The sequence below is a fragment of the Agathobaculum ammoniilyticum genome (genome assembly GCF_025567315.1).
Lineage (GTDB): Bacteria > Bacillota > Clostridia > Oscillospirales > Butyricicoccaceae > Agathobaculum > Agathobaculum ammoniilyticum.
In genome coordinates this window covers 47,504-66,741 of the sequence record NZ_JAOQJE010000006.1, presented here as the reverse complement: position 1 = coordinate 66,741, position 19,238 = coordinate 47,504, and the positions used below count along the sequence as shown (strand labels likewise).

Here is a 19,238-nt window from a genome sequence, read left to right as displayed (position 1 = left end):
TGGGTGATAGTGAATGACAGAAGTAGTAGCAGCCCTGATCTGGGATCAGGGCAAGTTCATGATCTGCCAGCGCCCAGCCCATAAGGCCAGAGGCCTTCTATGGGAGTTTGTTGGCGGGAAAGTGGAGCCCAGCGAAACCAAGGAGCAGGCACTGATCCGTGAATGCCAGGAGGAACTGGCCATCACATTGGATGTGGGCGAAATATTTATGGATGTGATTCACAAATATCCAGATTTGACTGTCCATCTTACCCTGTTCAACGCATCTATTCAAACAGGTATTCCTCAAAAACTGGAGCACAATGATATCCAGTGGATTGCAGTGAATGAAATTGATCAATACGCCTTTTGTCCGGCAGATGAGGAGATTCTAACAAGGCTAAAACTATCGACCAAGTAGAAAAATTAGATGGAAACCTCCTTGACTACACTGGGAAACACGAGCAGACAGAGAAAGGAAAAATGGGAGATGAACGTCATCTGCTTCGGCGATTCCAACACATACGGCTATGACCCCCGCTCCTATCTGGGTGGCCGCTACGCTGCGGACAGCCGGTGGGTGGATATCCTGGCCGAGGAAACCGGCTGGACCGTCCGTAACCTGGGTGAAAACGGCCGGGAGATTCCCACGTCGGTCCCTGACTTTCCTGCTGATACCGATCTGCTGATCATCATGCTTGGGACCAACGATCTGCTCCAGGGCAGAAGTCCGGAACAGGCCGTTAAACGGTTGGATCGGTTCCTCTCTGGCATCTCCCTGGATCGAAGCAAGATCCTGGTGATCGCCCCGCCGCCGATGACTCTGGGAGCGTGGGTACCCAGCCAGCAGCTCATTGATGACTCCCACGCCTTTGTCTGGCTCTGTCAGGCCCTGGCGGAGCATCTGGGCATCTGCTTCACCGACGCCGGGAAGTGGGACATCCCCTTGGCCTACGACGGCGTCCACTTTATGGAGCAGGGGCACAGAGCCTTTGCCGCCGGACTTCTGGAGGAACTCAAATGAAACGAATCCTGCCTATCCTTTTATCTCTTCTGCTGTTGACCGGGTGCGGCGGAAACTCCGCGGATGGATACCAGCAAATCACCCAAGAGGAGGCCAAAGAGATGATGGACACCCAGGAGGTCATCATCCTGGATGTGCGGGAGCAGGACGAGTACGACAGCGGCCACATCCCCGGCGCGGTCTTGCTGCCGGTGGGGAGCATCGACGAGGATACCGCCGCCGAGGTGATCCCCGAAAAGGATTCTACCGTTCTGGTCTACTGCCGTAGCGGGAATCGCAGTAAGATGGCATCCTCTGCCCTGGCGGAACTGGGCTACACCAATATCTATGAATTCGGCGGTATCAACACCTGGCCCTATGAGACGGAGCCTTAGCCCCGGAAATAGGAAGCTTAAGCACATGTGCCTCCTGTAAAAACTGCATCGCCGATACAAAGAATACACGGGACGCGCCTTTGGGCGCGCCCCGTTGCTCATTTTCTGCCGATTCGTCCTCACGGTTTCCCCAGCCAGTCCTTGAACTCCTCCAGGGTGATGACCTCCCGGTCGCATTTCTTTTTCATCTCTCTGGCCTGTTCGCTCCAGGCGTAGAACTGCTCGTCGGTGATGCGGCCGGCCTTGATCCAGGCAAAGCGCTTCTTGTACTCCTTGCGGTAGGCCTTAAACACCGGATCGTCGGACCATTCGTGTCCGCACTGTGAGCACTTCCACCACGCCCTTTTCCCACTTCCGGGAAGCAACTGATGCGGATTCAAACCTGCGTTTTTTTGAAAATCCCACTCCTCCATCAACCCCGGATACAAAGTTGCCAGGTCATTTACCCCGCTTTTGGGTACCCTATCACTGCAACATGGACATCCTGAACCTCTCTTACGATTATTAGGGCTTGCCTCCCACTCATAACCACATTGCGGACAAAGCCACCAAACCGTCTTAAAATGTCCTGCCGAGATATCATTGGGGGATAGTGCTCCGTTTTTTGCCGGATGCCACTCTTTTGCTAAATCTGGCATTGTCTCAGCAAGAGAACCTACCCGTTTTGCAACTTGTTTTGTATATGTAGTTCCCCGTCGACTCTTGGAACATTCCGCACAGCCATATCTTCCTGGGCGTGTCATACTGTTAATGCTACATTGCCACTCATGTCCGCAGTCTGGACACTTCCACCACACGACTTGATTGGAACTAACTGTAAACATACCGGGGACTAAATTCTTGTTCTTGGTAAAATCCCAGCACCTGACAACATCTGGACGAAGATCCGCCAACGAGTTCTTGATTTCATTCAGATAGTTGAGAATGTCCGCTCTGTCTCTTTCCAAATCAACTTTGACAGCACTATGAAGATAGTAAGGATTTTTTCTTGTCCACATATTTGAATTCCGGTCAATGGAATCCAGTATCGCCTGAATAACACCTTCCAACTCAGAATATGTCCGTACTTTGGGAATGTAATAGACTGCATCCGCAACGTCATTCCATTCTTGGTCCGTGTTTTCTTTAATACGAATCAGTGTAATATGATGTTTCTGGCAGATGGTGTATTTTTTCTTTTCTCGTTTCAACTGTGTTGCAGAGTTATGCCAGGCTGCACCATCAAACTCAATTCCTAATCGTATAGATGGAATATAAACATCCAATTCCATGTAATGTTCAAATATCTCTTTATATCTATTGATTGCATCAGGATATAGCTTTTTAACGTAATAGAGGATCGCCTGTTCAGGGAATGAAGTCTGGTTCTTGGCATTGCAAATTGGGCATTGTGTATCATCGCTATTCCTATCGCGAATCGTCGCCTGATATTCATGTCCCACCGGACACATCCACCACACTCTTTTCCCGCTTCCTGCGGTAACATCAAATGGAGTTAGATCAGCGTTTTTCGTGGGATGCCATTCTTTCGCCAAGCGAGGATTTATAGTTGCAAGATCATTGAATCCTCTAAGTGCTTTATGTCCGGAACAGTACGGGCAAGAGTATCCTCGGTTGGTTCGTTTGATAATGAACTGCTCATAGGCATGTCCTTTTTCACACCGCCACCATACTTTTTTCCGACTACCGGCAGTTACATCATACGGCGTTAAACCGCTGTTTTTATCATAGTTCCATTCTTTTGCCAAGTCTGGATTTGTCGTTGCCAAATCGTTTATGCCTTTGAGGGCTCGATGCCCAGAACAATACGGACAGCCATATCCTCTTTTTGTCCTCTGATTGATTACCATTGAATAGGAGTGCCCTTTGGGACACAGCCACCAAACTTCCTTGCTCGATCCAGATGTGATATCTTCCGGATTTAAGTTCCCATTTTTTGTAGGGTGCCACTCTTTTGCCAACACGGGATTCACAGTAGCCAAATCATTCTCACCTTTTACCAATTTGACCATGCTTACCTCCCACTTGACAAGATAGTGGTTTGATGTGTATTTATTATTCTAACCACTCAAGTCTTGAGCTTTGATTTAGGGTTATAAAATGCACTCTCGATGCACTTTTCATCCAAATAATCCACGTATTTCGGGCTGTACATAGGTTCCTTACGAATTTTGTAGCCGTTTTGTAGCCAGCTATTTTATACGTACTAACCGTTCGCAACGATTTATTTTGAATGATTTGCAGCAGATTTCGATATGATTCCCGCCAATAATCACCCGGAAATTGACCGCCTGATTCACCTCAAAAAACATCTTGGAGGTATGACCATGAGCAAACTTATATCCTATCAATTCAACATAGACACAGCCTGCGTAGAATTGGTTTTTGACGATAGAAGCCAGATTTCCATTGACTTCACCGCCGTTGAAAGCGAAGCTGCTGACAACCGCTTCCAGCGGTCAGAGCTGGATTATCTGATCTACAATGACCCGCTTGCTTATGCCGATCTGATTCTGAACAGCAAGCTGAACGTCCTGTTTGAATAAACCGACATGAGCATAAACGACAGCGTCCCGGTTCATAATGATTGGGACGCTGCTTATTATATCATTGTATTTTGCGAACTCATTCCTCGAACAGATACAGAAGATATCCGTAGCCCTCTGCTTTCATCTTTGCGTAAGGCACAAAGCGGAGGGACGCGCTGTTGATGCAGTAGCGCACGCCATTGGGGGACTCCGGATCGCCGGTGAACAAATGACCAAGGTGAGAATCTCCGGCACGGCTTCTGACCTCTGTGCGGCGCATGCCGTGGCTCAGGTCCTCCAGTTCCACTACGGCAGGCTCTTCAATGGGCTTTGTGAAAGCCGGCCAGCCGCAGCCGCTCTCAAACTTATCCGTGGAGGAAAAGAGCGGCTCGCCGGTGACGACATCCACATAGATGCCCTTTTCAAACTTATCCCAGAACTCGCCTGTGAAAGCGCGCTCCGTGCCGCTCTCCTGCGTAACACGGTACTGCTCCGCCGTCAGCTTGTCCCGGATGGATTCCGCCGCGGGCTTCTGATAGTCGCCCGGATCGATGCGCAGCCGGGAAAACAGCTCCATCTCCGCGCGCGGGATGTGGCAGTAGCCGTTCGGGTTCTTTTCGAGGTAGTTCTGGTGGTACTCCTCGGCGGGGTAGTAGTTCTTGAGTGGGCCGATCTCCACGAAGAACTTTTCACTGCGTCCCCGCTCGATCTCCGCGATGCGCTCCACCGTTTCCTTCGCGCTTTCGTTGGTGTAATAGACACCGGTCTGATACTGGCTGCCCCGGTCGTTGCCCTGCCGGTTCTCCACCGTGGGGTCGATCACATAGAAGTAGGCCAGCAGCAGGGCGTCGAGACTCACCTGTCCGGGGTCATACTCCACCCGCACGGCCTCCCGAAAGCCGGTCTCGCCCTTGCAGACGGTCTTGTAATCGGCGTCCGCCTCGCAGGTGCCGTTGGCATAGCCGCTCTCGGCATCGATGACGCCGGGAATAGACTGCATCAGCTGTTCCATTCCCCAGAAGCAGCCGCCCGCCAGATATATGACATTTTCCGTGGTATCCATATACATGCTTCCTTCACCGGACATATCAGAGGGCTGTCCGGTCATTTCCTTCTCGTCCATTTTCTGCGGCATATTTTTCTGCCCGGCAGTGCAGCCGCTCAGCAGCAGTACCGCGGTGAGCAGAAGCGGCAATACTCTCCGATACATGGTGTATCCCTCCTTTCTGAGAAGATGAATTCGTTTGTCAGCCCATATCGGCAACAAGAGCCTGGTCGATGAGCTTTTGCAGCGTCTCCGCCTGCTTCTTTTCCGTGATGGCGCCTACGATGGGGTCACCCACGATATTGCCGCTGCGGTCGACCACATAGGTGGTGGGATAGGCAAAGATGTTGGTGGTAAACTTTCCCGCCTCACCGTCGGAGTCAAAATACACATTCTGATAGGTGGCGCCCTTCTTGGCAAGCACATCCTTCGCCTCGGAAATTGCCGCTTCGTCGCCGTCCAGAGTGAAGGTGTTGACGCCGATGAGGGAGCCGCCCTTCTTCGCAAGCTCCTTGTTCAGTGCGTCCAGCTCGGAAAGCTCGCCCACGCAGGGATTGCAGGTGGTGAACCAGAAATTCACCACGGTGACGGCGTTGCTGGAGAACAGCTCGTCGCTTTTCACCGCGTTGCCATCCAGGTCCTTGCCCTCAAAGGCGGGGAACTTCTGCATACTGCCGTCGTCGGGAGGGTTGCTCGTGTCGCTGCCCGCGGGCATACTCATATCGCCGTCCATGGATTGCTGCACAATCTCGGGGTACTTTTCCTCCAGCGCGGTCAGCTTGTTTTCGATATTGCTGATCTCCGTGGCTGACTCCTTCAGCCACTCATACTCCTTGTCGGTGAACTGCTCTTTAGCGGCCTCAACGGTGTCCAGCAGGAAGTCGCCGTAGTTTTTCCCGTCCTCGATCATGGCCATGCCCTTGTCGGCCTCCATAAAGACCTTTTCCCACAGCTCGGTATTTTCCGACAGGAGCGCGTTCTCCCGCTCCAGCAGCTCCTTGTGCAGGGCGAGCGCCTCCTCGGCGGTTTTCGGCTCGCCAGTCATGGCGGAGCCGTTGCCGCTTCCATTCGCCATCTTGTCGTTGTCTCGCGTGCCGCAGGCTGCCAGAGACAGCACCATCAGCACGGCAAAAGCCAGTGCAAAAATTCTCTTCCTGTTCATTTTAATTCCTCCATCGTTGTTTTCTTTGTTGTTTCTTTCCCGCTGCCGAAGCCGTAGCGGAAGCACACGGCGTTCGTTGGACAGGCGCGGATGCACATCCCGCAGCGGATACACTCAGTATGGTTGGGCGTTTTCGTCACGTCCACATCCATCTTGCAGGCTCTGGCACAGTTTCCACAGGAGACGCACTTATTCTTGTCCACCTTCATCTGGAAGAGGGACACCCGGTTGAACAGCGCGTAGAATGCGCCAAGCGGGCAGAGCCACTTGCAGAAGGGACGGTAGAACAGCACGCTCAGCACGATCACCGACAGCAGAATGCTGAATTTCCATGTAAACAGCTTGCCCAGCGCCGCCCGGATGCCGGAATTGGCAAGGGACAGCGGGATGGCTCCCTCCAGCACGCCTTGGGGGCAGAGGTATTTGCAGAAGAACGGGTCACCCATGCCTACATCGTTCACAAGGAACGCCGGTAGCAGGAAAACCATCACCAGCAGGACAGCGTATTTCAGGTATGTCAGCGGCTTCAGCCTCTTTGTGGAAAGCTTCTTAGTGGGGATTTTGTGCAGCAGCTCCTGAAACCAGCCGAAGGGGCATAGAAAGCCGCAGATAAAGCGCCCCAGCAGCACGCCCAGCAGAATGAGGAAGCCTGTGATATAGTAGGAGAAGCTGAACTTGGAAGACCCCACCACCGCCTGAAACGCCCCGATGGGGCAGGCCCCGGACGCCGCCGGACAGGAGTAGCAGTTCAGCCCCGGCACACAGACGGTCTTCCCCGCCCCCTGATACAGTCCGCCCTTGAGAAAGTTCGGCAGATGCAGGTTGGTCAGCAGCGTCGCCCCCGCCTGAATCCAGCCCCGGAAGCGGGACATGGTCTGTGAAACGCCTGAAAACTTTTTACCCAATGCCCACACACTCCAGACATAATTTGATTGCTTTGCTCAGCACTGTCGCCGCCTCGCCCCGCCAGACACCAAAGCACAGCATGGCGGCTCCGGCCATCAGCAGCACGATCTGCGCCGCGGCCTTTTTCCCGCAGCTCATTTTTCATCACCCTTTCCGATTTTCTGCCTCCATCATAGCGCGGGAGAGTTAAAGTCTCTGTTAAGAACGAAAACTTAACGCAAACCTTATCTGTTTTTGCTATAATGAAAGCAACACAAAAACGAAGAAATAAAAAGGAGGGCTCTCATGCACCTTTTAGTAATTGAAGATGAACGCGCCCTGTGCGAGACCATCGTTCGCAGCCTGCGGCGGCTGGCCTACAGCGTGGACTACTGCTATGACGGCGAAAAGGCGCTGGCGCTTCTGGGCGTGGAACGATACGATCTGGTGCTTCTTGATCTGAATCTGCCGAAAAAGGACGGCATGACGGTGCTGCGCACCCTGCGGCAGACCGACCGGGAGACGCGGGTGCTGATCCTCTCCGCCCGCAGCGAAGTGGAGGACAAGGTGCAGGGGCTGGATGCCGGGGCGAACGACTATCTGGCGAAGCCCTTCCACTTGGCGGAGCTGGAGGCCCGCATCCGCAGCCTGACATTGCGGCAGTTCACCCAGCAGGATGTGCTGCTAAGCTGCGGAGGCCTGACCTTTGACACCCGCTCCCGTACCGCCACCGTCAACGGGCAGACGCTGACGCTCACCCGGAAGGAAACGGGAATCCTGGAATACCTGATGGTGCATCAAGGAAGGCCAGTAAGTCAGGAGGAGCTGATGGATCACGTTTGGGACAATAGCGTGGACAGCTTCAGCAATTCCATTCGCGTCCACATCTCCGCCCTGCGCAAAAAGCTCCGCGCCGTGCTGGGCTATGACCCCATCCGCAACCGCATCGGCGAGGGCTATCTGATGGGAGGCGAGGAGGAATGAAGCGGCTTTCCCTGCAGTGGCGCATCACGCTGATGTCCGTCCTGCTCATCGGCATCACCTGCGTGGCCATGAATTTGCTGCTGTGCTCCTCCGGTGTGTACTATATGGACACCATTGCGGACAGTTTACAAGGCGGCGGCACGGTGATCCTGAATGATGGCGGAGCGGCGAGCTTTGACCCGCAGCTCATAGCGCCCAACGAGGAGTTGACCATCGTCGTCGATGGGGTGCAGGGGCGCTTCCGCACCACCAACTGGTACATCACGGCGGCGGTAACGCTGCTCAGCGGCATCCTCGCCTATTTCGTCAGCGGACGCGCTCTCAAGCCCCTGCGCAGCTTTACCTCGCAGGTGGAGCAGGTGCAGCTGAACAATCTTGCCGATATGAGGATCGATGAAGATGCTATTTCGGAGTTCCGGCAGCTGAGCCGCTCGTTCAACCAGATGCTGGAGCGGCTGAACAACGCCTTTTCCGCCCAGCGGCAGTTCACCGGCAACGCCGCCCACGAGCTGCGCACGCCACTGGCACTAATGCAGGCGCAGTTGGAGCTGTTTTCCGCGGAGCATCCTGATGTGCGACCGGAGACGGCGGAGTTCCTCACGCTTTTGCGTGAGCAGACGGAACGGCTGATACAGATGACCAGGACACTGCTGGAGATGAGCAATCTGCGGCAGGTGGCGCGGAACGAGCGGATCCAGCTCGCTCCCATGATCGAGGAGATCTTCACAGATCTTGCGCCGCTCTCAGATAAGCTCGGCGTCACGCTGACGGCGGAGGGCGACGGCATTATGACCGGCAGCGATGCACTGATCTACCGGCTGATCTTCAACCTGACGGAGAATGCTGTCAAGTACAACCGGCCGGGCGGCTCGGTACGGGTTTCTGTCACTCAGGAGTTGGAAAAGCTCCTGCTCCGCGTCTCCGACACCGGCTGCGGCATCCCGGAGGTGTATCAGCGCAGTATCTTCCAGCCCTTCTTCCGGGTGGACAAGTCTCGCAGCCGGGAATACGGTGGCGCAGGACTGGGGCTCTCACTGGTATGGGAGATCGCCGACCTCCACGGCGGCTCCGTTTGGGTAGAGAAAAGTTCGGAGAAGGGCACTACCATTGCGGTGGGGTTGCCAACGCAACAATCAACGAAGCCCTAAAACCCTTTTATTCGTTTTTCGCCGCTTCGCTTGCCGTCCTGCGGCGTTCCTCTCTGTATGGGGCGGTCAGCCGGAAAGAGAAGCGTCCCTTTTCAATCTCAAATTCCTTGCAGCCCGTGTCCGGGTCTACGTCCGTCAGCTTGCAGACGGCAGGGTGTTTGCGGTTGTATGCGGTCAGCCTGTTTTTGAGGTCGGTGTTGTGGGTGCGGATGAAGATGGTGGGGTCTTTCTCGTCAAAATAGATTTCGGTGGTCTTTTCCTGCTTGGTAAGTCCTGTTCTCATAGGCTTATCCTTTCTGCGGCTCTGTCACGCAATAGGGGTGTTTTTCAGGTGTTTTCTTCGGCTCTTGACTTGGGAAAAAAGGCGATTTTCAAACAGGAGCGCGCCGGACGATGTCTGCCCTGTCCGACGCACTCCCATTCGATAAAATGCGTTTTTTCCGGCTCTACACAGGAATCAGCGAGCTTCGTCCCTCGTGACCGCTTTTTCTCTGTGCGGATGGAAGAATCGCCACAGATTATTACGCTGAATCACATCCTCATAGCTGCGGACTTTCCCGCGCAGCTCCGTATTTTCACGCTCCAATTCTGCCGCACGGAGCTTTCTGTGGACAGACTTAAGTACACCAATTATAAAGCGTTTTCCAAAAAACTGAGGCTCGATTGGCTATTGGGTTGTTAGCTGATGTAACGCTTTTTAATTGTTCAGCAATAACCTTTCCATCAATCTCTACAGCCACATCATCCAGTTTCTCCACACTTACAACACGGTCATCGACGGAAATGAGTTCATAGAGCATATGTATCACTTGAAGTAAATACCCATGTAACTTATCGGGAACCAAAGTTTTGTTTGACATATGCACCCCTCCAATTTCTCTGACATAGACCGTAAACTTCTATGAATATCATAAAAGCCGCATGGGAATACACCCAAACGGCAGCCTTGGTGGCACAAAGGCTCACCGTATAGCTATTATAAAGGATAGGACTGGAAAACTAAAGAATGCGTCGTATCTACAATGATGAATACAGCAGTCCCGCCAGTTAGGGATTGGTTAGGAATTTGACCGTTTCAGGTACGATTCTTACTCGGGTGTCTATCACTTTTCTGCTCCTTGAATCACCGCAGAACAGCAATTGTTCAAATCGAAAATAGAACAAAAAACGCAGAAAAACCGCCGATTTAGGCGGTTTTTCTGGTGAAAATGGTCCGAGTGGGGAGACTCGAACTCCCGGCATCTTGCTCCCAAAGCAAGCGCGCTACCAACTGCGCTACACCCGGTTATGAAGTTTTCTGATTGTGGTCAAATATGGGGTCAGCGCCGGTTTTTGACCAGTTCCCGGCGAGGGGCAAAGCTCCGTCGGCCTTAGCGTCCCAGAGGTTTCCGGGATTTTGGAGAAGTGCGGCTCGAACTCCGGCCTCACGCTTCCAAAGCTGGCGCGCTTACCAACTGCGCCACACCCCAATATGAAATTGTGAAACTGCCCGAGCGTATTCCCCCAAGCAAGCACGCTACCGACCACGCTCGTCTATCATCTATTAAGCAATATCATCCTGCATCTTTACTGCTATGGCAGACATTGTTCCCTCCAACACAGCCTCACACCTTGATGCCTCTCCATCATCGAAAACATTAACTTTGTGCACCCGTCCTTTTCGTCTCAGGTAGATTTTCCGGTAGATTTCACCCGTCAAAACCCGTCACGGGCAGATACCAACCGGTAAGAAAAAGTTCTGAAAAAGTACGGAAAAGCAGGTAATAATGCACAATAAAACCACCTAATTTGTTCAAACAGCGAGTTCAACTCCCCTCGGCTCCACCAAAGCAGAGCCAGACGAACCAAGCCGGTTCGCCTGGCTTTTGCTCTGCCCCAACGGTCTATATGACCGGCGGGATATTTGTCCTGGTGTTTCCACTTGCCTATGCCAAGAAATAAAGAAAGAGGCTACTACACAGGGAATTTCCTGTGTGGTAGCCTCTTTGTGTTCTCTCATAGCCATAACGGATTTCGTTATAATCTACCAAAATCCAGCGAGATTCTAAAATCGTTGTTAGAATCTACCGTAAAGGAGCATGGCTATGATTAGGATTTTACTGTCCACCCGGCTTGGCGAGCGGAGGTGGTCACAAGCTGACCTTGCAAGGGCAACAGGCATTCGACCTTCGACGATCAATGACCTGTACCATGAGATCGCAGAAAGGGTAAACCTGGAGCATCTGGATCTTATTTGTGAGGCGCTGGGGTGTGAGCTGTCAGACCTGATGATCCGAGAGGAAAACAAGGAGATCAGAGTCAAGACGCGCACCGGCGCGGATATACATAGCAAGCGTTAAGCCTGCTCCGAGGCCTCGGGCGTTCATTCGCCCGGGGCCTTTTCTTTTTCCTCAACATCAATGATGATCTGCTGACCGTCTGGCATAATAAACGCCAGTTTGCAGCCGCAGAATTCTGCAGCCTTTGCGAGATCGTTGGCAGACCAACTCCCGCGATTCATCTTGTTTCCCATCGTTTGCTTGCTCATTCCGAAGCTTGCAGCCATGTCGACCTGCTTCTTGCCGCAGAGAGCCAGCAGCCCCTTTACCTTGTCCGATACCGACACAATATGCACTCTCCTTTCTGTACTTCACATAGTACATCAAAAGAGTGGACTTGTCAATTAAAAAAGTTTGAAAATAAATCAAAAAAGTTTATCAAAACCATTGACAAGTAAATCAAAATGGTGTACTATATACTCGTAAGGCAGAGGTCGAAAGCCTCTTACGAAAGGAAGTGAGGACTTGGACGAGATGACAACCGCCGAGCTCAATCAGTTCTTAGAGAACATCGCAAAGCTGATTGAAGCAACCGCCGACGACCCGGCTACCGCCGCAAAGATCGTGCGAGATAGCAAGGTCAAGGCATAAAAAGAGTAGCGACCCCCGCTAAAGCGCCGCTACTCAAACACCCCGAAAGGCGAGCGGGAAGCCTTACTCCCGCCGCCTTGATTATAACCGAGTAAGGCAGAAAAATCAAGGAGGAACGCAAGATGAAGGAGCGCCGACAATGAAAAAGCTGATTTGTTCTACTTTCCGCGAAGGTTACGGCATCGACCAGATCCGCAGAACGATGACGGCCGGCGAGCTGATTAACTTCCTCGCCCAGTACGATGAAGATACGCCGGTCTATCTGAGTTTTGACAACGGCTACACCTACGGCGGCATTACCGAGGGCCGCTTTGAAGAAGACTATGGGGAGGAGGACTAACCATGAACAAGATCCGCCGCAAAAATTTGCAAAGCATCATCGACCAGCTGGAGGAGCTGAAGGGCAGTCTCGAAGATCTCCAGGCCGAGGAGGAAGAGTACCGCGACAATATCCCTGAGAATATGCAGGAGAGCGAACGCTATGAAAAGGCAGACGAGGCCTGCGACAACCTCTCCGCAGCCGTAGATAACCTGGAGGAAGTCATCAGCAGCATCGAAGCTGCCATTGAGTGAAAGGAGCGAGCATGAGAAAAATTACTGTCTTCGACTTTTGCAGTCAGATCGGCGCGGCCAGCGATGAAATCCCCGTTGTGGTGAAAGCCGGTATGCAGGAGATCGGCCACTTCCGCAGCTTATACAAAATCCCAGCGCAAGCGATGCCGGGAGTTCTGGAAGCCAAAGTCACCTATGTTACCATGGGCCGCGAAGAAATCATCATCCAAGTCAAGTTGAAAGATTACAACACCAAGTTGTAATTACATGACCGGCTGACCTATCGGCACGACGGGGAGAAAGGACACGATATGGATTACAACACTATGAACGCTACCGTCAAGGGGACAACCTGTGAGGGCGAGCCTTTTACCGAAAGTCTCACATTTACCCTCGTTCCCCCCACCGACAACAAGCACTACGGCACAGGCTACTACATGACGGTTAAGACATCAACGCAAACGCTGTTGATTGACGTGCGCTACGAGCGCACCACTGACATTGAAATCCTTGCCGATAGATGGATTAAGAGTTACTACGGCGAAAACGCGCAGGACATCATCAAACAGTTCTGAGAAAGGAGAGATTTCTATGAACGAGAACGAAGCCAAGACACTGATCGAGCGTTTTGCAGAGAAGCAGCAGGGCGGGCATTTTGCCTGCCCCCGCTGCGGGAAGATGGCGATGGACGCGGAGAGCGTCACCCGCAACGCACTGAGCCGCAGGGCAACGGTCCATATCTGCGATGCCTGCGGCACGGTGGAGGCGCTGGAAGACATGACGGGGGATCGGCGGCCGCTGACCGCATGGGCTATCGTCTCCGCGCCGGAGAACTGGCGCATGAGGCGGCACTACTCCACCGCAGCGTGGGCGCGTGAGCAGTACACCGACCGCTGGAATGATTGCCCGTACTTTCGGGATATGGTCGAGCGCGGTGAAATTCCAGCGGATTACATCGGTCGCCGCACCGTCATGATCCACGCGCCAATCAAAGGGACTGTGCTTTTGACCGAGGGCTATCATTTCACCGTGGACGATGAAGAAGGGAGACAATACCTGTGAGTAAATCTTGGACGCCCGAGGAGCTGGCCGCTGCCAGTGCCGCGATGAAAGCGGAGGGCCACATGAGCTACGAGGAGTTCTGCGCCGCGCCAGTGTTGCGGCTGGAATACAGAGGCCGCGACAGCTGGGATCGCCCCGTCTACGAGTGCGACGGTCGGCTCTATGTCGATGTCGCCCCGCGCCGGAGCAGACCGGCAGACATCTGCACGAAGCAGGGCAACGCCTTTGACGGCGAGCCCTGCGACCCTGTTCCGGAGGGAACGATCATTGAGTTTATCCCAAAGCGGGACACATGGGATTTTTGAGGAGGGCTGACGATGGATTACATTGAGCGGAGCGTTGTGGTGAAAAAGGTGATGGAAACGAAGTGGGAAAGCGGCTCAGATGGGGCGGTAGCCATGGAAATTGTTGCCGCTACCCCCGCCGCTGATGTCGCTCCGGTGACACATGGAGAATGGATCGAGGACGACTACGGTTATAACCGTTGCTCCGCCTGCGGCTGGGAGTGGGACGAACCGGAGTCTGTCACTCCATACTGTCCTCATTGTGGCGCAAAAATGGGGGAGGGTGAGATTGATGACTGAATACATTGAACGCGATATGCTTTGCCGCGTGCTTGAGCGCTATCGCAAAGCGCCTAAAAACAGATACCAGCGCGGCGTAGAAGACGGAATGGAGTTAGCTTTGAATGCAGTAAAGGCAATTCATACCGCCGACGTTGCGCCGGTGGTGCATGGGTTGTGGATGCCTGTTTATGAAAGCGAAATGACCGGATGGAATCCCGCAGTTGCAGGACGCGACCCGATTGGCGGATATATCTGCTCTGCCTGCAAAGAGGAAGCTGTTTACGACTGCAACGACAAGTTTGTTCTGTCGAACTACTGCCCACACTGCGGGGCGAGGATGGAAGGAAGTAATGAGCATGAGACTGATTGACGCCGATAAGCTCAGCGCAAGGCTAAGTCGCAACGCAACGCCGTATTTCACGGTACCAGATATTGAAAATGCGCCGACAATTGATGCCGTTCCCGTGGTACGATGCGAAAGTTGCTGCTATGCAACATGGGCGGCATGGGCGAACAAATACTCTTGCGGTCAAGTTCACGGATTGTTGGTCTTTGGAGATCATTTCTGTGCATTCGGCAAACGAGAGAGGACGGAGGGCGAATAAAAAGCCCCTCGCGCCGCCGTAGGCGAGTTGCAACACCACCTTTGCGGCGTGGGAGGGTAGACGCCCACCCAAATGCGAAAAACGCTCCTGCGCCCCCGTAAACGCGAAAGCGCCGGAAAACAGAAAAAGCCCCCTCGACAGGACGGTAAAATCCTGCGAGGGGGCTTTCATTGTGCGGGCGGTATTCAGATGGCGGGGCTGTCGACGCTGCCTCCGTCTTCCTCGTCGGTGCGGAAGTTCTTCGCCTTGGCCGCCTCGAAGGTGATCCCGCCGCGCTTGTGGTCGGACTTCGCAAGTGAGAGGTAGCCGTTTGCACCGGCAATGATGATTGCCTCGCCAACGCCGGTGGCCGCGGTCAGCCATGCAGCGGCGGCGGTGTAGCCGCTCTTGATGCACAGATACATGAGGAACAGGCATTCCTGGACGATCAGCAGACCGGCCAGCATCGCCAGCAGGCACACGACCTTGCTCCATTCGACCTTGCGCTTCTTCGCGGCTCTGCGCTTGCGCCTTGCCATCAGCTCAGCCCAAACTTCTGGGCGAAGCGGTAGAGGACGGTCACCAGCTGCTCGCGGGTCATCATGTCCTCCCACATTCCATTGAACTCATTGGAGTTGCCGCCGCGAATGATGCCGTTATCCACAGCCCATTTGCGCGCTTCCTCCGAGTAGGCGGAAGCATCGTTGTCCTGAAGCTCCTTGCGCATCTCACGCCAAAGCTCCTTGAATTTGTTGATATCCATATCGTCATCCTCCTCGTCCGTGCCTGTGGAAAGCTGGGCTGTCACCTTTTCGGCGAGGTCGCCCATGCGGGCGTACATCCAGTTCCCGGGGCAGCTTTTGTTGGCAAACCAGCGGTGTACGGTCAGCACCATCTCGTCCGGTGCAGGGGTGTAGGCAAGCGTCTTGTCCTTATCCTCCAGCCAGAGCAGCTTGGTCTTGCCGTTGCGCTTGCAGATGTCGACGCAAAGCGTAATGAGGGACTGATAGACCACATCGCGGAATGCGTACGGCTCTGCACCATCGGACGCACATTCAATAGTCACCGCCCGCTGGTCGTTTGCGTTGCTGGAGGAACACCAGGATCGGTTTTTCTCCTCGACATACATACCGACGCGGCCGTCTGCGCCGATTCCGTAATTGCAGCTCGCCTCTCTGGAGGCGGGGAGGAAGATATCTCCCAACCGCTCCACGCTGCACTGGCCCACTACGCAGTGCGGCGTGATGCGGTCGATCTTACGGGTCCTCTGCCCGGAGTGATTCGGGCTGAGCTTTGTGTAGCTGACAAGAGGGCTATTGCTCATAGGTCATTCCTCCTCGGGGGCGGTATGGTCTTCCTTGCCCTCACCGGAAGGCAGCGCAGTAGGCGCCGCGTCCGCCCCGGGTGTCGCGGTAGAGAGCATATCTTTCAGCTTTTTCAGTACATCAACGGCATAGGCGGTAAAGGCTGCCAGCATAGCCAGCGATACCGCTGTCATCAGGTTTACGGTCTGCCCATCGACCTCCACTACCATCAGATCGGGGTTGAGGTACCCGGCGAAGTAGACCGCGACCAGCGCCGCTGCCACAACTGCACTCTTGATGCAGCCGTTGCGGAACTTCGTCTGATCCCATTCCCCATCAATGATGGCATTGATGGAACCGAGGGCAATGTTCGCGGCGATCAGCAGCACAAGCCCTGCGGCCAGGCGGATGATCGTCATATCCAGCATGTTCATTGTGCGTCCTCCTTACTGCAAAAAGTCGTTGCTGTCCAAGCACCGGCGATATATTGTCTTGATCCGGTCACTGGTCAGCTCTGTTACATTGTTTTCAAACTCCGGATGATCCTCGCAGTATCGTTCGTAGGCGGCGATGTCCCGGAGCGTTTGGTCGAAATGATCTTTGGTGTGGCGCTCGCCGTGGAGACATTCATCGCCGAAGCGTAGAATGCGCGCCCGGCAGTTGACGGCCTTTTCCTCGGCCATGCCAGACCGAACGCACTGCAGCTCGCTTTCGAGCTTTCCGACCTTCTCCAAGACCTCGCTGTTGATAGCGCGCCCGAAAGCCTTTGCTATTGCAGACCACGGATTGATTTTGATGGGGGCGAGCTGGAGCAGCGTCAGCAGCACAAACAGCGCGCTTCCCCCACCAAACAAAATCTCCTTGAGCGTCATCTCTCAATCCTCCTCTGCGCGTGATAAGAAGGGCAGCCCCCGTAAAGGAGCTGCCCTCCGTATCAATGCCGTGGTCAGACGGTGACTTCGAGATCTGCCAGGATCTCCTCGACCTGCTTCCGAATCAGGCTCGGAACCTGGTCGATGGTCTTCTTGCCCTTGACGATCAGGGTCGCGTAGACAACTGCCATAACTGCTACCTCCTTTCCCATCAGAATGTATAAAAGAAGGAGCCGAAGGCTTTTCATAAGCCCTCAGCTCCATTCTTGCTATTTTCGAGGATTTCCCGGACGGCTGCTTGCAGCGGGTCGGGAACTTCCTCAATCGTCTTTTTCCCTTTGCGGATCAGGTCTGCGTAGACCTTCACCATGTAATTGCTCGCCATCGGTTATTCGCCTCCTGTTGTAGATGTCACGGCGACGATCTGTTCGTAGACATCGCATAGCGCCATCTGCGTATCGGTGACCTGCCCTTCAAGGCTCGTCACCTTTTCCGTCAATGCCGCCTTGTCGGTCTCCAGGTCGGCTACCTGCTGCTGCAGGGAGGGGATCGTCTTGCCCTCCGCCTCATGCAGCTTGGCTTGCGCCAGATAACCGGCATAGTTGCCGAGGATGTCTTCACTCAGGCCGTCGTACATATTCAGCTCCAGGTGATATTCGTCGTACACCCACCCGCTGATGGTCAGCTCGTCCCGCTTTTCCTCAAACGGCTCGGCGTTCTCGTAGAAGCGCACCAGGGCTACCCCCGGCTTATTAGGCTGCTCCTCCAGCGAGAAAGCGTTGCTGGGCGCGTTGTCGCCTCTTACTCTCATTTCGCACGACCTCCTTCAGATGTTTTACTCCAATCGGGTCAATGTACTTCACCCGAATTGTATGGCTATTGCAGTGCTTCAGTTGCCCGGCGCGGCTCAGTAGCCCGGAGGCCTGGGCGAACATGATAGGCTTTCCGGCGTCAAGCCGCTTTTTGACGCGGCGGCATTGCCGGGTGAAGCGCAGGAAATTCCGCTTGCGCAGAATGACATGAGTGCGGGAAAAGCGGTAGCCGACCGCGCTCACCATGCGCTTTGCCGTGGGATAGATCTGCCAGTTCGCTTTCATGGACAGGCCGAGCCGCTGCTGCATGAACGCGGCGACCAGCTTCCGCGCCTTGTGCAGCTGCTTCTTATTCGGCCCGAGCAGGGTGATGTTGTCCATGTAGCGGGTCATATACTTCACGCCCGGCAGCGTCATGATGTACCTGTCCAGCGGCTCCAAGTAGAAGTTTGCCAGCCATTGGCAGATGTAATACCCGATAGCCAGCCCGCCGCCGCAGGATTCGATGATGGAATAGACCGTCCGCAGAAAGCGCTTGTCCTTGATCTTCCGCGCCAGCGCCCAGATCAGCCGCTTGCCGGAGATGCTGGGGTAATACTGTGCGACGTCCAGCTCAGCGGCGTACTTCGTCCCCTTCGGGTCGTTGCGGAGCGCGCCGCGGATCTTCTTGTGGATTCGCTTTCCACCACGTCCGGGAATCGACGCGCAGGACCACGGGTGCATCCCGCGCATAAGCACCGGTTTCATGGCCGTCACCAGCATCCACTGGATCACGCCGTCCGGCCAGAACGGGACCATCTTGATCTTACGGTGCTTCTCGCTGCTCTCATCATAGATCTCGCGGATCTTCGGCTCGGATGGTACAAAGCTCTCGCTTGCGACCAGCTCATAGGTCTTTTCGACATACCCGTCCAGGTCTGCCAACACAGGGGCAATGTCTTTACGACTCCGGCGCCCCTTTGCCGCCTCCTGAATGACAGCGCGAATGAAGTCCCGGTCAACCATCTTGTCGTAGAGATAGCCGACTCGTTTCGGCATAGGATTTCCCCTCCGTCCTTGTTTGCCTGCGAGGTTATTCGAGCCGAAGCCTACTAAACCCCGTCCTATGCGGCAATATTTTCACCAAGCGGTGAGGGAAAGCCTGCGCCAGTCAAAAGAAAAACAAGTAGTCGCGCACCGACGTTCGAGTTCGAGTTCGACGAGGCGTTGTTCGCGTTGAAGTAGAAAAGGCCGGCATTGCCGCCGTTGTTCCAGTTGCCACCGACGAGGAGGACACGCCAGCCAGAGTTGTAGTTGGCGTAGAAAACAAGCCCTCGGCGCATGGCGCAGGCAGTCCCGGAGATAATTATACCTCCGGCCTGCCGCGCATACGGAAAAACGGGAGAAAATAACAGAATACGTTATTTTCAAAAATCGTGTCGACGGGGCTTCGCCCCGTACCCCATTCA

The 19,238-nt window shown here is 54.2% G+C and carries 34 protein-coding genes and 1 tRNA gene; 17 read left to right on the top strand and 18 right to left on the bottom strand.

From position 1 onward, the window contains the following. Positions 1 to 13 precede the first annotated feature (13 nt). The 3 genes from OCV66_RS08195 to OCV66_RS08185 all read left to right on the top strand — a co-directional run bounded on the left by OCV66_RS08195 (position 14) and on the right by OCV66_RS08185 (position 1,377). Positions 14 to 400 carry a (deoxy)nucleoside triphosphate pyrophosphohydrolase gene (locus OCV66_RS08195; protein WP_024723274.1) on the top strand — a complete coding sequence of 129 codons (387 nt, stop codon included), beginning with the start codon at positions 14 to 16 and terminating at the stop codon, positions 398 to 400. 69 nt (positions 401 to 469) lie between these two features. Further along, positions 470 to 1,003 (top strand): GDSL-type esterase/lipase family protein, encoded by a 534-nt coding sequence (locus tag OCV66_RS08190; RefSeq protein ID WP_147574133.1) that lies wholly within the window; start codon positions 470 to 472, stop codon positions 1,001 to 1,003. Then, the gene (locus OCV66_RS08185) at positions 1,000 to 1,377 is read left to right on the top strand and encodes a rhodanese-like domain-containing protein (RefSeq protein ID WP_147574132.1); all 378 of its coding nucleotides are present in this window, start codon (positions 1,000 to 1,002) and stop codon (positions 1,375 to 1,377) included. The genes OCV66_RS08190 and OCV66_RS08185 overlap by 4 nt, the downstream gene beginning before the upstream one ends. A gap of 119 nt (positions 1,378 to 1,496) precedes the next feature. On the opposite strand, the gene OCV66_RS08175 is transcribed toward OCV66_RS08185, so the two are convergent. Then, the gene (locus tag OCV66_RS08175; protein WP_147574131.1) at positions 1,497 to 3,389 is read right to left on the bottom strand and encodes a zinc-ribbon domain-containing protein; all 1,893 of its coding nucleotides are present in this window, start codon (positions 3,387 to 3,389) and stop codon (positions 1,497 to 1,499) included. A gap of 315 nt (positions 3,390 to 3,704) precedes the next feature. Here OCV66_RS08175 and OCV66_RS08170 point away from each other — a divergent pair, with 315 nt between their 5' ends. Continuing rightward, the gene (locus OCV66_RS08170) at positions 3,705 to 3,923 is read left to right on the top strand and encodes a DUF6061 family protein (RefSeq protein WP_118519191.1); all 219 of its coding nucleotides are present in this window, start codon (positions 3,705 to 3,707) and stop codon (positions 3,921 to 3,923) included. A 79-nt stretch (positions 3,924 to 4,002) separates the two neighbouring features. Here the strand turns inward: OCV66_RS08170 and msrB are convergent, their stop codons facing one another. Genes msrB through OCV66_RS08150 form a run of 4 tightly spaced genes read right to left on the bottom strand, consistent with a single transcriptional unit; the run spans position 4,003 to position 7,156 of the window. Beyond that, complete coding sequence (gene msrB / locus OCV66_RS08165; protein ID WP_024738465.1) at positions 4,003 to 5,115, bottom strand: peptide-methionine (R)-S-oxide reductase MsrB; 1,113 nt, start codon at positions 5,113 to 5,115, stop codon at positions 4,003 to 4,005. 37 nt (positions 5,116 to 5,152) lie between these two features. Next, on the bottom strand, positions 5,153 to 6,112 hold the full coding sequence (locus OCV66_RS08160; protein ID WP_147574130.1) for a TlpA disulfide reductase family protein: 960 nt from the start codon (positions 6,110 to 6,112) through the stop codon (positions 5,153 to 5,155). Continuing rightward, the gene (locus OCV66_RS08155; protein WP_251318946.1) at positions 6,109 to 6,984 is read right to left on the bottom strand and encodes a 4Fe-4S binding protein; all 876 of its coding nucleotides are present in this window, start codon (positions 6,982 to 6,984) and stop codon (positions 6,109 to 6,111) included. The genes OCV66_RS08160 and OCV66_RS08155 overlap by 4 nt, the downstream gene beginning before the upstream one ends. Before the next feature lie 25 nt (positions 6,985 to 7,009). Then, entirely contained in the window at positions 7,010 to 7,156 is a 147-nt protein-coding gene (locus OCV66_RS08150; RefSeq protein WP_165643166.1) for a CD1871A family CXXC motif-containing protein, read from the bottom strand. Positions 7,157 to 7,303: 147 nt separating this feature from the next. On the opposite strand from OCV66_RS08150, the gene OCV66_RS08145 reads away from it, so the two are divergent. Beyond that, on the top strand, positions 7,304 to 7,981 hold the full coding sequence (locus OCV66_RS08145) for a response regulator transcription factor (protein WP_074925768.1): 678 nt from the start codon (positions 7,304 to 7,306) through the stop codon (positions 7,979 to 7,981). Then, entirely contained in the window at positions 7,978 to 9,129 is a 1,152-nt protein-coding gene (locus OCV66_RS08140) for a sensor histidine kinase (RefSeq protein WP_074925770.1), read from the top strand. Before OCV66_RS08145 ends, OCV66_RS08140 begins: the two co-directional genes overlap by 4 nt. Before the next feature lie 7 nt (positions 9,130 to 9,136). Here OCV66_RS08140 and OCV66_RS08135 read toward each other — a convergent pair whose 3' ends face one another. The 3 genes from OCV66_RS08135 to OCV66_RS08125 form a co-directional block, all read right to left on the bottom strand. After that, the gene (locus OCV66_RS08135) at positions 9,137 to 9,412 is read right to left on the bottom strand and encodes a hypothetical protein (protein WP_147574128.1); all 276 of its coding nucleotides are present in this window, start codon (positions 9,410 to 9,412) and stop codon (positions 9,137 to 9,139) included. Between the two features lie 334 nt (positions 9,413 to 9,746). Next, a complete protein-coding gene (locus OCV66_RS08130) occupies positions 9,747 to 9,989 on the bottom strand; it encodes a hypothetical protein (protein WP_147574127.1) in 243 nt (80 codons plus the stop codon). A 349-nt stretch (positions 9,990 to 10,338) separates the two neighbouring features. Next, positions 10,339 to 10,414 (bottom strand) — tRNA-Pro (locus OCV66_RS08125). 799 nt (positions 10,415 to 11,213) lie between these two features. On the opposite strand from OCV66_RS08125, the gene OCV66_RS08120 reads away from it, so the two are divergent. Beyond that, a complete protein-coding gene (locus tag OCV66_RS08120; RefSeq protein WP_147574126.1) occupies positions 11,214 to 11,468 on the top strand; it encodes a helix-turn-helix domain-containing protein in 255 nt (84 codons plus the stop codon). A gap of 23 nt (positions 11,469 to 11,491) precedes the next feature. Here the strand turns inward: OCV66_RS08120 and OCV66_RS08115 are convergent, their stop codons facing one another. Further along, a complete protein-coding gene (locus OCV66_RS08115; protein WP_147574125.1) occupies positions 11,492 to 11,734 on the bottom strand; it encodes a hypothetical protein in 243 nt (80 codons plus the stop codon). 178 nt (positions 11,735 to 11,912) lie between these two features. Here OCV66_RS08115 and OCV66_RS08110 point away from each other — a divergent pair, with 178 nt between their 5' ends. The 10 genes from OCV66_RS08110 (at position 11,913) to OCV66_RS08065 (ending at position 14,823) form a co-directional block, all read left to right on the top strand. Beyond that, positions 11,913 to 12,038, top strand: coding sequence for a hypothetical protein (locus OCV66_RS08110; RefSeq protein ID WP_262564224.1), 126 nt, complete (start codon positions 11,913 to 11,915; stop codon positions 12,036 to 12,038). A gap of 139 nt (positions 12,039 to 12,177) precedes the next feature. Next, positions 12,178 to 12,378, top strand: coding sequence for a hypothetical protein (locus tag OCV66_RS08105; protein WP_118358534.1), 201 nt, complete (start codon positions 12,178 to 12,180; stop codon positions 12,376 to 12,378). Positions 12,379 to 12,380: 2 nt separating this feature from the next. Continuing rightward, entirely contained in the window at positions 12,381 to 12,611 is a 231-nt protein-coding gene (locus OCV66_RS08100) for a hypothetical protein (protein WP_147574124.1), read from the top strand. An 11-nt stretch (positions 12,612 to 12,622) separates the two neighbouring features. Beyond that, on the top strand, positions 12,623 to 12,853 hold the full coding sequence (locus OCV66_RS08095) for a hypothetical protein (protein ID WP_147574123.1): 231 nt from the start codon (positions 12,623 to 12,625) through the stop codon (positions 12,851 to 12,853). A 48-nt stretch (positions 12,854 to 12,901) separates the two neighbouring features. Beyond that, on the top strand, positions 12,902 to 13,165 hold the full coding sequence (locus OCV66_RS08090) for a hypothetical protein (RefSeq protein ID WP_147574122.1): 264 nt from the start codon (positions 12,902 to 12,904) through the stop codon (positions 13,163 to 13,165). Positions 13,166 to 13,181: 16 nt separating this feature from the next. Next, positions 13,182 to 13,652: a hypothetical protein gene (locus OCV66_RS08085; RefSeq protein WP_147574121.1), complete on the top strand. Its 471-nt coding sequence runs from the start codon at positions 13,182 to 13,184 to the stop codon at positions 13,650 to 13,652. Next, positions 13,649 to 13,957: a hypothetical protein gene (locus OCV66_RS08080; protein ID WP_147574120.1), complete on the top strand. Its 309-nt coding sequence runs from the start codon at positions 13,649 to 13,651 to the stop codon at positions 13,955 to 13,957. The genes OCV66_RS08085 and OCV66_RS08080 overlap by 4 nt, the downstream gene beginning before the upstream one ends. A 12-nt stretch (positions 13,958 to 13,969) precedes the next feature. Then, complete coding sequence (locus OCV66_RS08075; RefSeq protein ID WP_147574119.1) at positions 13,970 to 14,236, top strand: hypothetical protein; 267 nt, start codon at positions 13,970 to 13,972, stop codon at positions 14,234 to 14,236. Continuing rightward, positions 14,229 to 14,588 (top strand): hypothetical protein, encoded by a 360-nt coding sequence (locus OCV66_RS08070; RefSeq protein ID WP_147574118.1) that lies wholly within the window; start codon positions 14,229 to 14,231, stop codon positions 14,586 to 14,588. Before OCV66_RS08075 ends, OCV66_RS08070 begins: the two co-directional genes overlap by 8 nt. Then, on the top strand, positions 14,575 to 14,823 hold the full coding sequence (locus OCV66_RS08065; protein WP_147574117.1) for a hypothetical protein: 249 nt from the start codon (positions 14,575 to 14,577) through the stop codon (positions 14,821 to 14,823). Before OCV66_RS08070 ends, OCV66_RS08065 begins: the two co-directional genes overlap by 14 nt. A gap of 185 nt (positions 14,824 to 15,008) precedes the next feature. On the opposite strand, the gene OCV66_RS08060 is transcribed toward OCV66_RS08065, so the two are convergent. The 9 genes from OCV66_RS08060 to OCV66_RS08020 all read right to left on the bottom strand — a co-directional run bounded on the left by OCV66_RS08060 (position 15,009) and on the right by OCV66_RS08020 (position 19,112). Further along, complete coding sequence (locus OCV66_RS08060) at positions 15,009 to 15,341, bottom strand: hypothetical protein (protein WP_147574116.1); 333 nt, start codon at positions 15,339 to 15,341, stop codon at positions 15,009 to 15,011. After that, positions 15,341 to 16,126 (bottom strand): peptidoglycan recognition protein family protein, encoded by a 786-nt coding sequence (locus tag OCV66_RS08055; protein WP_262564219.1) that lies wholly within the window; start codon positions 16,124 to 16,126, stop codon positions 15,341 to 15,343. The genes OCV66_RS08060 and OCV66_RS08055 overlap by 1 nt, the downstream gene beginning before the upstream one ends. A gap of 3 nt (positions 16,127 to 16,129) precedes the next feature. Next, complete coding sequence (locus tag OCV66_RS08050) at positions 16,130 to 16,540, bottom strand: hypothetical protein (protein WP_147574115.1); 411 nt, start codon at positions 16,538 to 16,540, stop codon at positions 16,130 to 16,132. A 12-nt stretch (positions 16,541 to 16,552) separates the two neighbouring features. Beyond that, positions 16,553 to 16,978: a hypothetical protein gene (locus tag OCV66_RS08045; protein WP_147574114.1), complete on the bottom strand. Its 426-nt coding sequence runs from the start codon at positions 16,976 to 16,978 to the stop codon at positions 16,553 to 16,555. 74 nt (positions 16,979 to 17,052) lie between these two features. Next, positions 17,053 to 17,169, bottom strand: a complete 117-nt coding sequence (locus tag OCV66_RS08040; RefSeq protein WP_342982900.1) for a CD1375 family protein — start codon at positions 17,167 to 17,169, stop codon at positions 17,053 to 17,055. 53 nt (positions 17,170 to 17,222) lie between these two features. Then, entirely contained in the window at positions 17,223 to 17,363 is a 141-nt protein-coding gene (locus OCV66_RS08035; protein WP_118358554.1) for a CD1375 family protein, read from the bottom strand. A gap of 3 nt (positions 17,364 to 17,366) precedes the next feature. After that, the gene (locus tag OCV66_RS08030; protein WP_147574113.1) at positions 17,367 to 17,789 is read right to left on the bottom strand and encodes a hypothetical protein; all 423 of its coding nucleotides are present in this window, start codon (positions 17,787 to 17,789) and stop codon (positions 17,367 to 17,369) included. Continuing rightward, the gene (locus OCV66_RS08025; protein ID WP_147574112.1) at positions 17,731 to 18,828 is read right to left on the bottom strand and encodes an RNA-directed DNA polymerase; all 1,098 of its coding nucleotides are present in this window, start codon (positions 18,826 to 18,828) and stop codon (positions 17,731 to 17,733) included. The genes OCV66_RS08030 and OCV66_RS08025 overlap by 59 nt, the downstream gene beginning before the upstream one ends. Before the next feature lie 65 nt (positions 18,829 to 18,893). Next, positions 18,894 to 19,112, bottom strand: a complete 219-nt coding sequence (locus OCV66_RS08020; RefSeq protein WP_147574111.1) for a hypothetical protein — start codon at positions 19,110 to 19,112, stop codon at positions 18,894 to 18,896. Between the last annotated feature and the right edge of the window lie 126 nt (positions 19,113 to 19,238).

Excerpts from the sequence above, each read along its gene's own strand:
- OCV66_RS08020 (WP_147574111.1), bottom strand. The coding sequence starts at position 19,112 with ATGCGCCGAGGGCTTGTTTTCTACGCCAACTACAACTCTGGCTGGCGT.
- OCV66_RS08030 (WP_147574113.1), bottom strand. The coding sequence starts at position 17,789 with ATGAGAGTAAGAGGCGACAACGCGCCCAGCAACGCTTTCTCGCTGGAG.
- OCV66_RS08150 (WP_165643166.1), bottom strand. The coding sequence starts at position 7,156 with ATGAGCTGCGGGAAAAAGGCCGCGGCGCAGATCGTGCTGCTGATGGCC.
- OCV66_RS08075 (WP_147574119.1), top strand. The coding sequence starts at position 13,970 with ATGGATTACATTGAGCGGAGCGTTGTGGTGAAAAAGGTGATGGAAACG.
- OCV66_RS08085 (WP_147574121.1), top strand. The coding sequence starts at position 13,182 with ATGAACGAGAACGAAGCCAAGACACTGATCGAGCGTTTTGCAGAGAAG.
- OCV66_RS08060 (WP_147574116.1), bottom strand. The coding sequence starts at position 15,341 with ATGGCAAGGCGCAAGCGCAGAGCCGCGAAGAAGCGCAAGGTCGAATGG.
- OCV66_RS08155 (WP_251318946.1), bottom strand. The coding sequence starts at position 6,984 with ATGTCCCGCTTCCGGGGCTGGATTCAGGCGGGGGCGACGCTGCTGACC.
- OCV66_RS08050 (WP_147574115.1), bottom strand. The coding sequence starts at position 16,540 with ATGAACATGCTGGATATGACGATCATCCGCCTGGCCGCAGGGCTTGTG.
- OCV66_RS08185 (WP_147574132.1), top strand. The coding sequence starts at position 1,000 with ATGAAACGAATCCTGCCTATCCTTTTATCTCTTCTGCTGTTGACCGGG.
- OCV66_RS08040 (WP_342982900.1), bottom strand. The coding sequence starts at position 17,169 with ATGGCAGTTGTCTACGCGACCCTGATCGTCAAGGGCAAGAAGACCATC.
- OCV66_RS08190 (WP_147574133.1), top strand. The coding sequence starts at position 470 with ATGAACGTCATCTGCTTCGGCGATTCCAACACATACGGCTATGACCCC.
- OCV66_RS08025 (WP_147574112.1), bottom strand. The coding sequence starts at position 18,828 with ATGCCGAAACGAGTCGGCTATCTCTACGACAAGATGGTTGACCGGGAC.
- OCV66_RS08145 (WP_074925768.1), top strand. The coding sequence starts at position 7,304 with ATGCACCTTTTAGTAATTGAAGATGAACGCGCCCTGTGCGAGACCATC.
- msrB (WP_024738465.1), bottom strand. The coding sequence starts at position 5,115 with ATGTATCGGAGAGTATTGCCGCTTCTGCTCACCGCGGTACTGCTGCTG.
- OCV66_RS08195 (WP_024723274.1), top strand. The coding sequence starts at position 14 with ATGACAGAAGTAGTAGCAGCCCTGATCTGGGATCAGGGCAAGTTCATG.
- OCV66_RS08175 (WP_147574131.1), bottom strand. The coding sequence starts at position 3,389 with ATGGTCAAATTGGTAAAAGGTGAGAATGATTTGGCTACTGTGAATCCC.
- OCV66_RS08170 (WP_118519191.1), top strand. The coding sequence starts at position 3,705 with ATGAGCAAACTTATATCCTATCAATTCAACATAGACACAGCCTGCGTA.
- OCV66_RS08160 (WP_147574130.1), bottom strand. The coding sequence starts at position 6,112 with ATGAACAGGAAGAGAATTTTTGCACTGGCTTTTGCCGTGCTGATGGTG.
- OCV66_RS08035 (WP_118358554.1), bottom strand. The coding sequence starts at position 17,363 with ATGGCGAGCAATTACATGGTGAAGGTCTACGCAGACCTGATCCGCAAA.
- OCV66_RS08140 (WP_074925770.1), top strand. The coding sequence starts at position 7,978 with ATGAAGCGGCTTTCCCTGCAGTGGCGCATCACGCTGATGTCCGTCCTG.
- OCV66_RS08095 (WP_147574123.1), top strand. The coding sequence starts at position 12,623 with ATGAGAAAAATTACTGTCTTCGACTTTTGCAGTCAGATCGGCGCGGCC.
- OCV66_RS08120 (WP_147574126.1), top strand. The coding sequence starts at position 11,214 with ATGATTAGGATTTTACTGTCCACCCGGCTTGGCGAGCGGAGGTGGTCA.
- OCV66_RS08055 (WP_262564219.1), bottom strand. The coding sequence starts at position 16,126 with ATGAGCAATAGCCCTCTTGTCAGCTACACAAAGCTCAGCCCGAATCAC.
- OCV66_RS08135 (WP_147574128.1), bottom strand. The coding sequence starts at position 9,412 with ATGAGAACAGGACTTACCAAGCAGGAAAAGACCACCGAAATCTATTTT.
- OCV66_RS08070 (WP_147574118.1), top strand. The coding sequence starts at position 14,229 with ATGACTGAATACATTGAACGCGATATGCTTTGCCGCGTGCTTGAGCGC.
- OCV66_RS08065 (WP_147574117.1), top strand. The coding sequence starts at position 14,575 with ATGAGACTGATTGACGCCGATAAGCTCAGCGCAAGGCTAAGTCGCAAC.
- OCV66_RS08090 (WP_147574122.1), top strand. The coding sequence starts at position 12,902 with ATGGATTACAACACTATGAACGCTACCGTCAAGGGGACAACCTGTGAG.
- OCV66_RS08100 (WP_147574124.1), top strand. The coding sequence starts at position 12,381 with ATGAACAAGATCCGCCGCAAAAATTTGCAAAGCATCATCGACCAGCTG.
- OCV66_RS08045 (WP_147574114.1), bottom strand. The coding sequence starts at position 16,978 with ATGACGCTCAAGGAGATTTTGTTTGGTGGGGGAAGCGCGCTGTTTGTG.
- OCV66_RS08130 (WP_147574127.1), bottom strand. The coding sequence starts at position 9,989 with ATGTCAAACAAAACTTTGGTTCCCGATAAGTTACATGGGTATTTACTT.
- OCV66_RS08105 (WP_118358534.1), top strand. The coding sequence starts at position 12,178 with ATGAAAAAGCTGATTTGTTCTACTTTCCGCGAAGGTTACGGCATCGAC.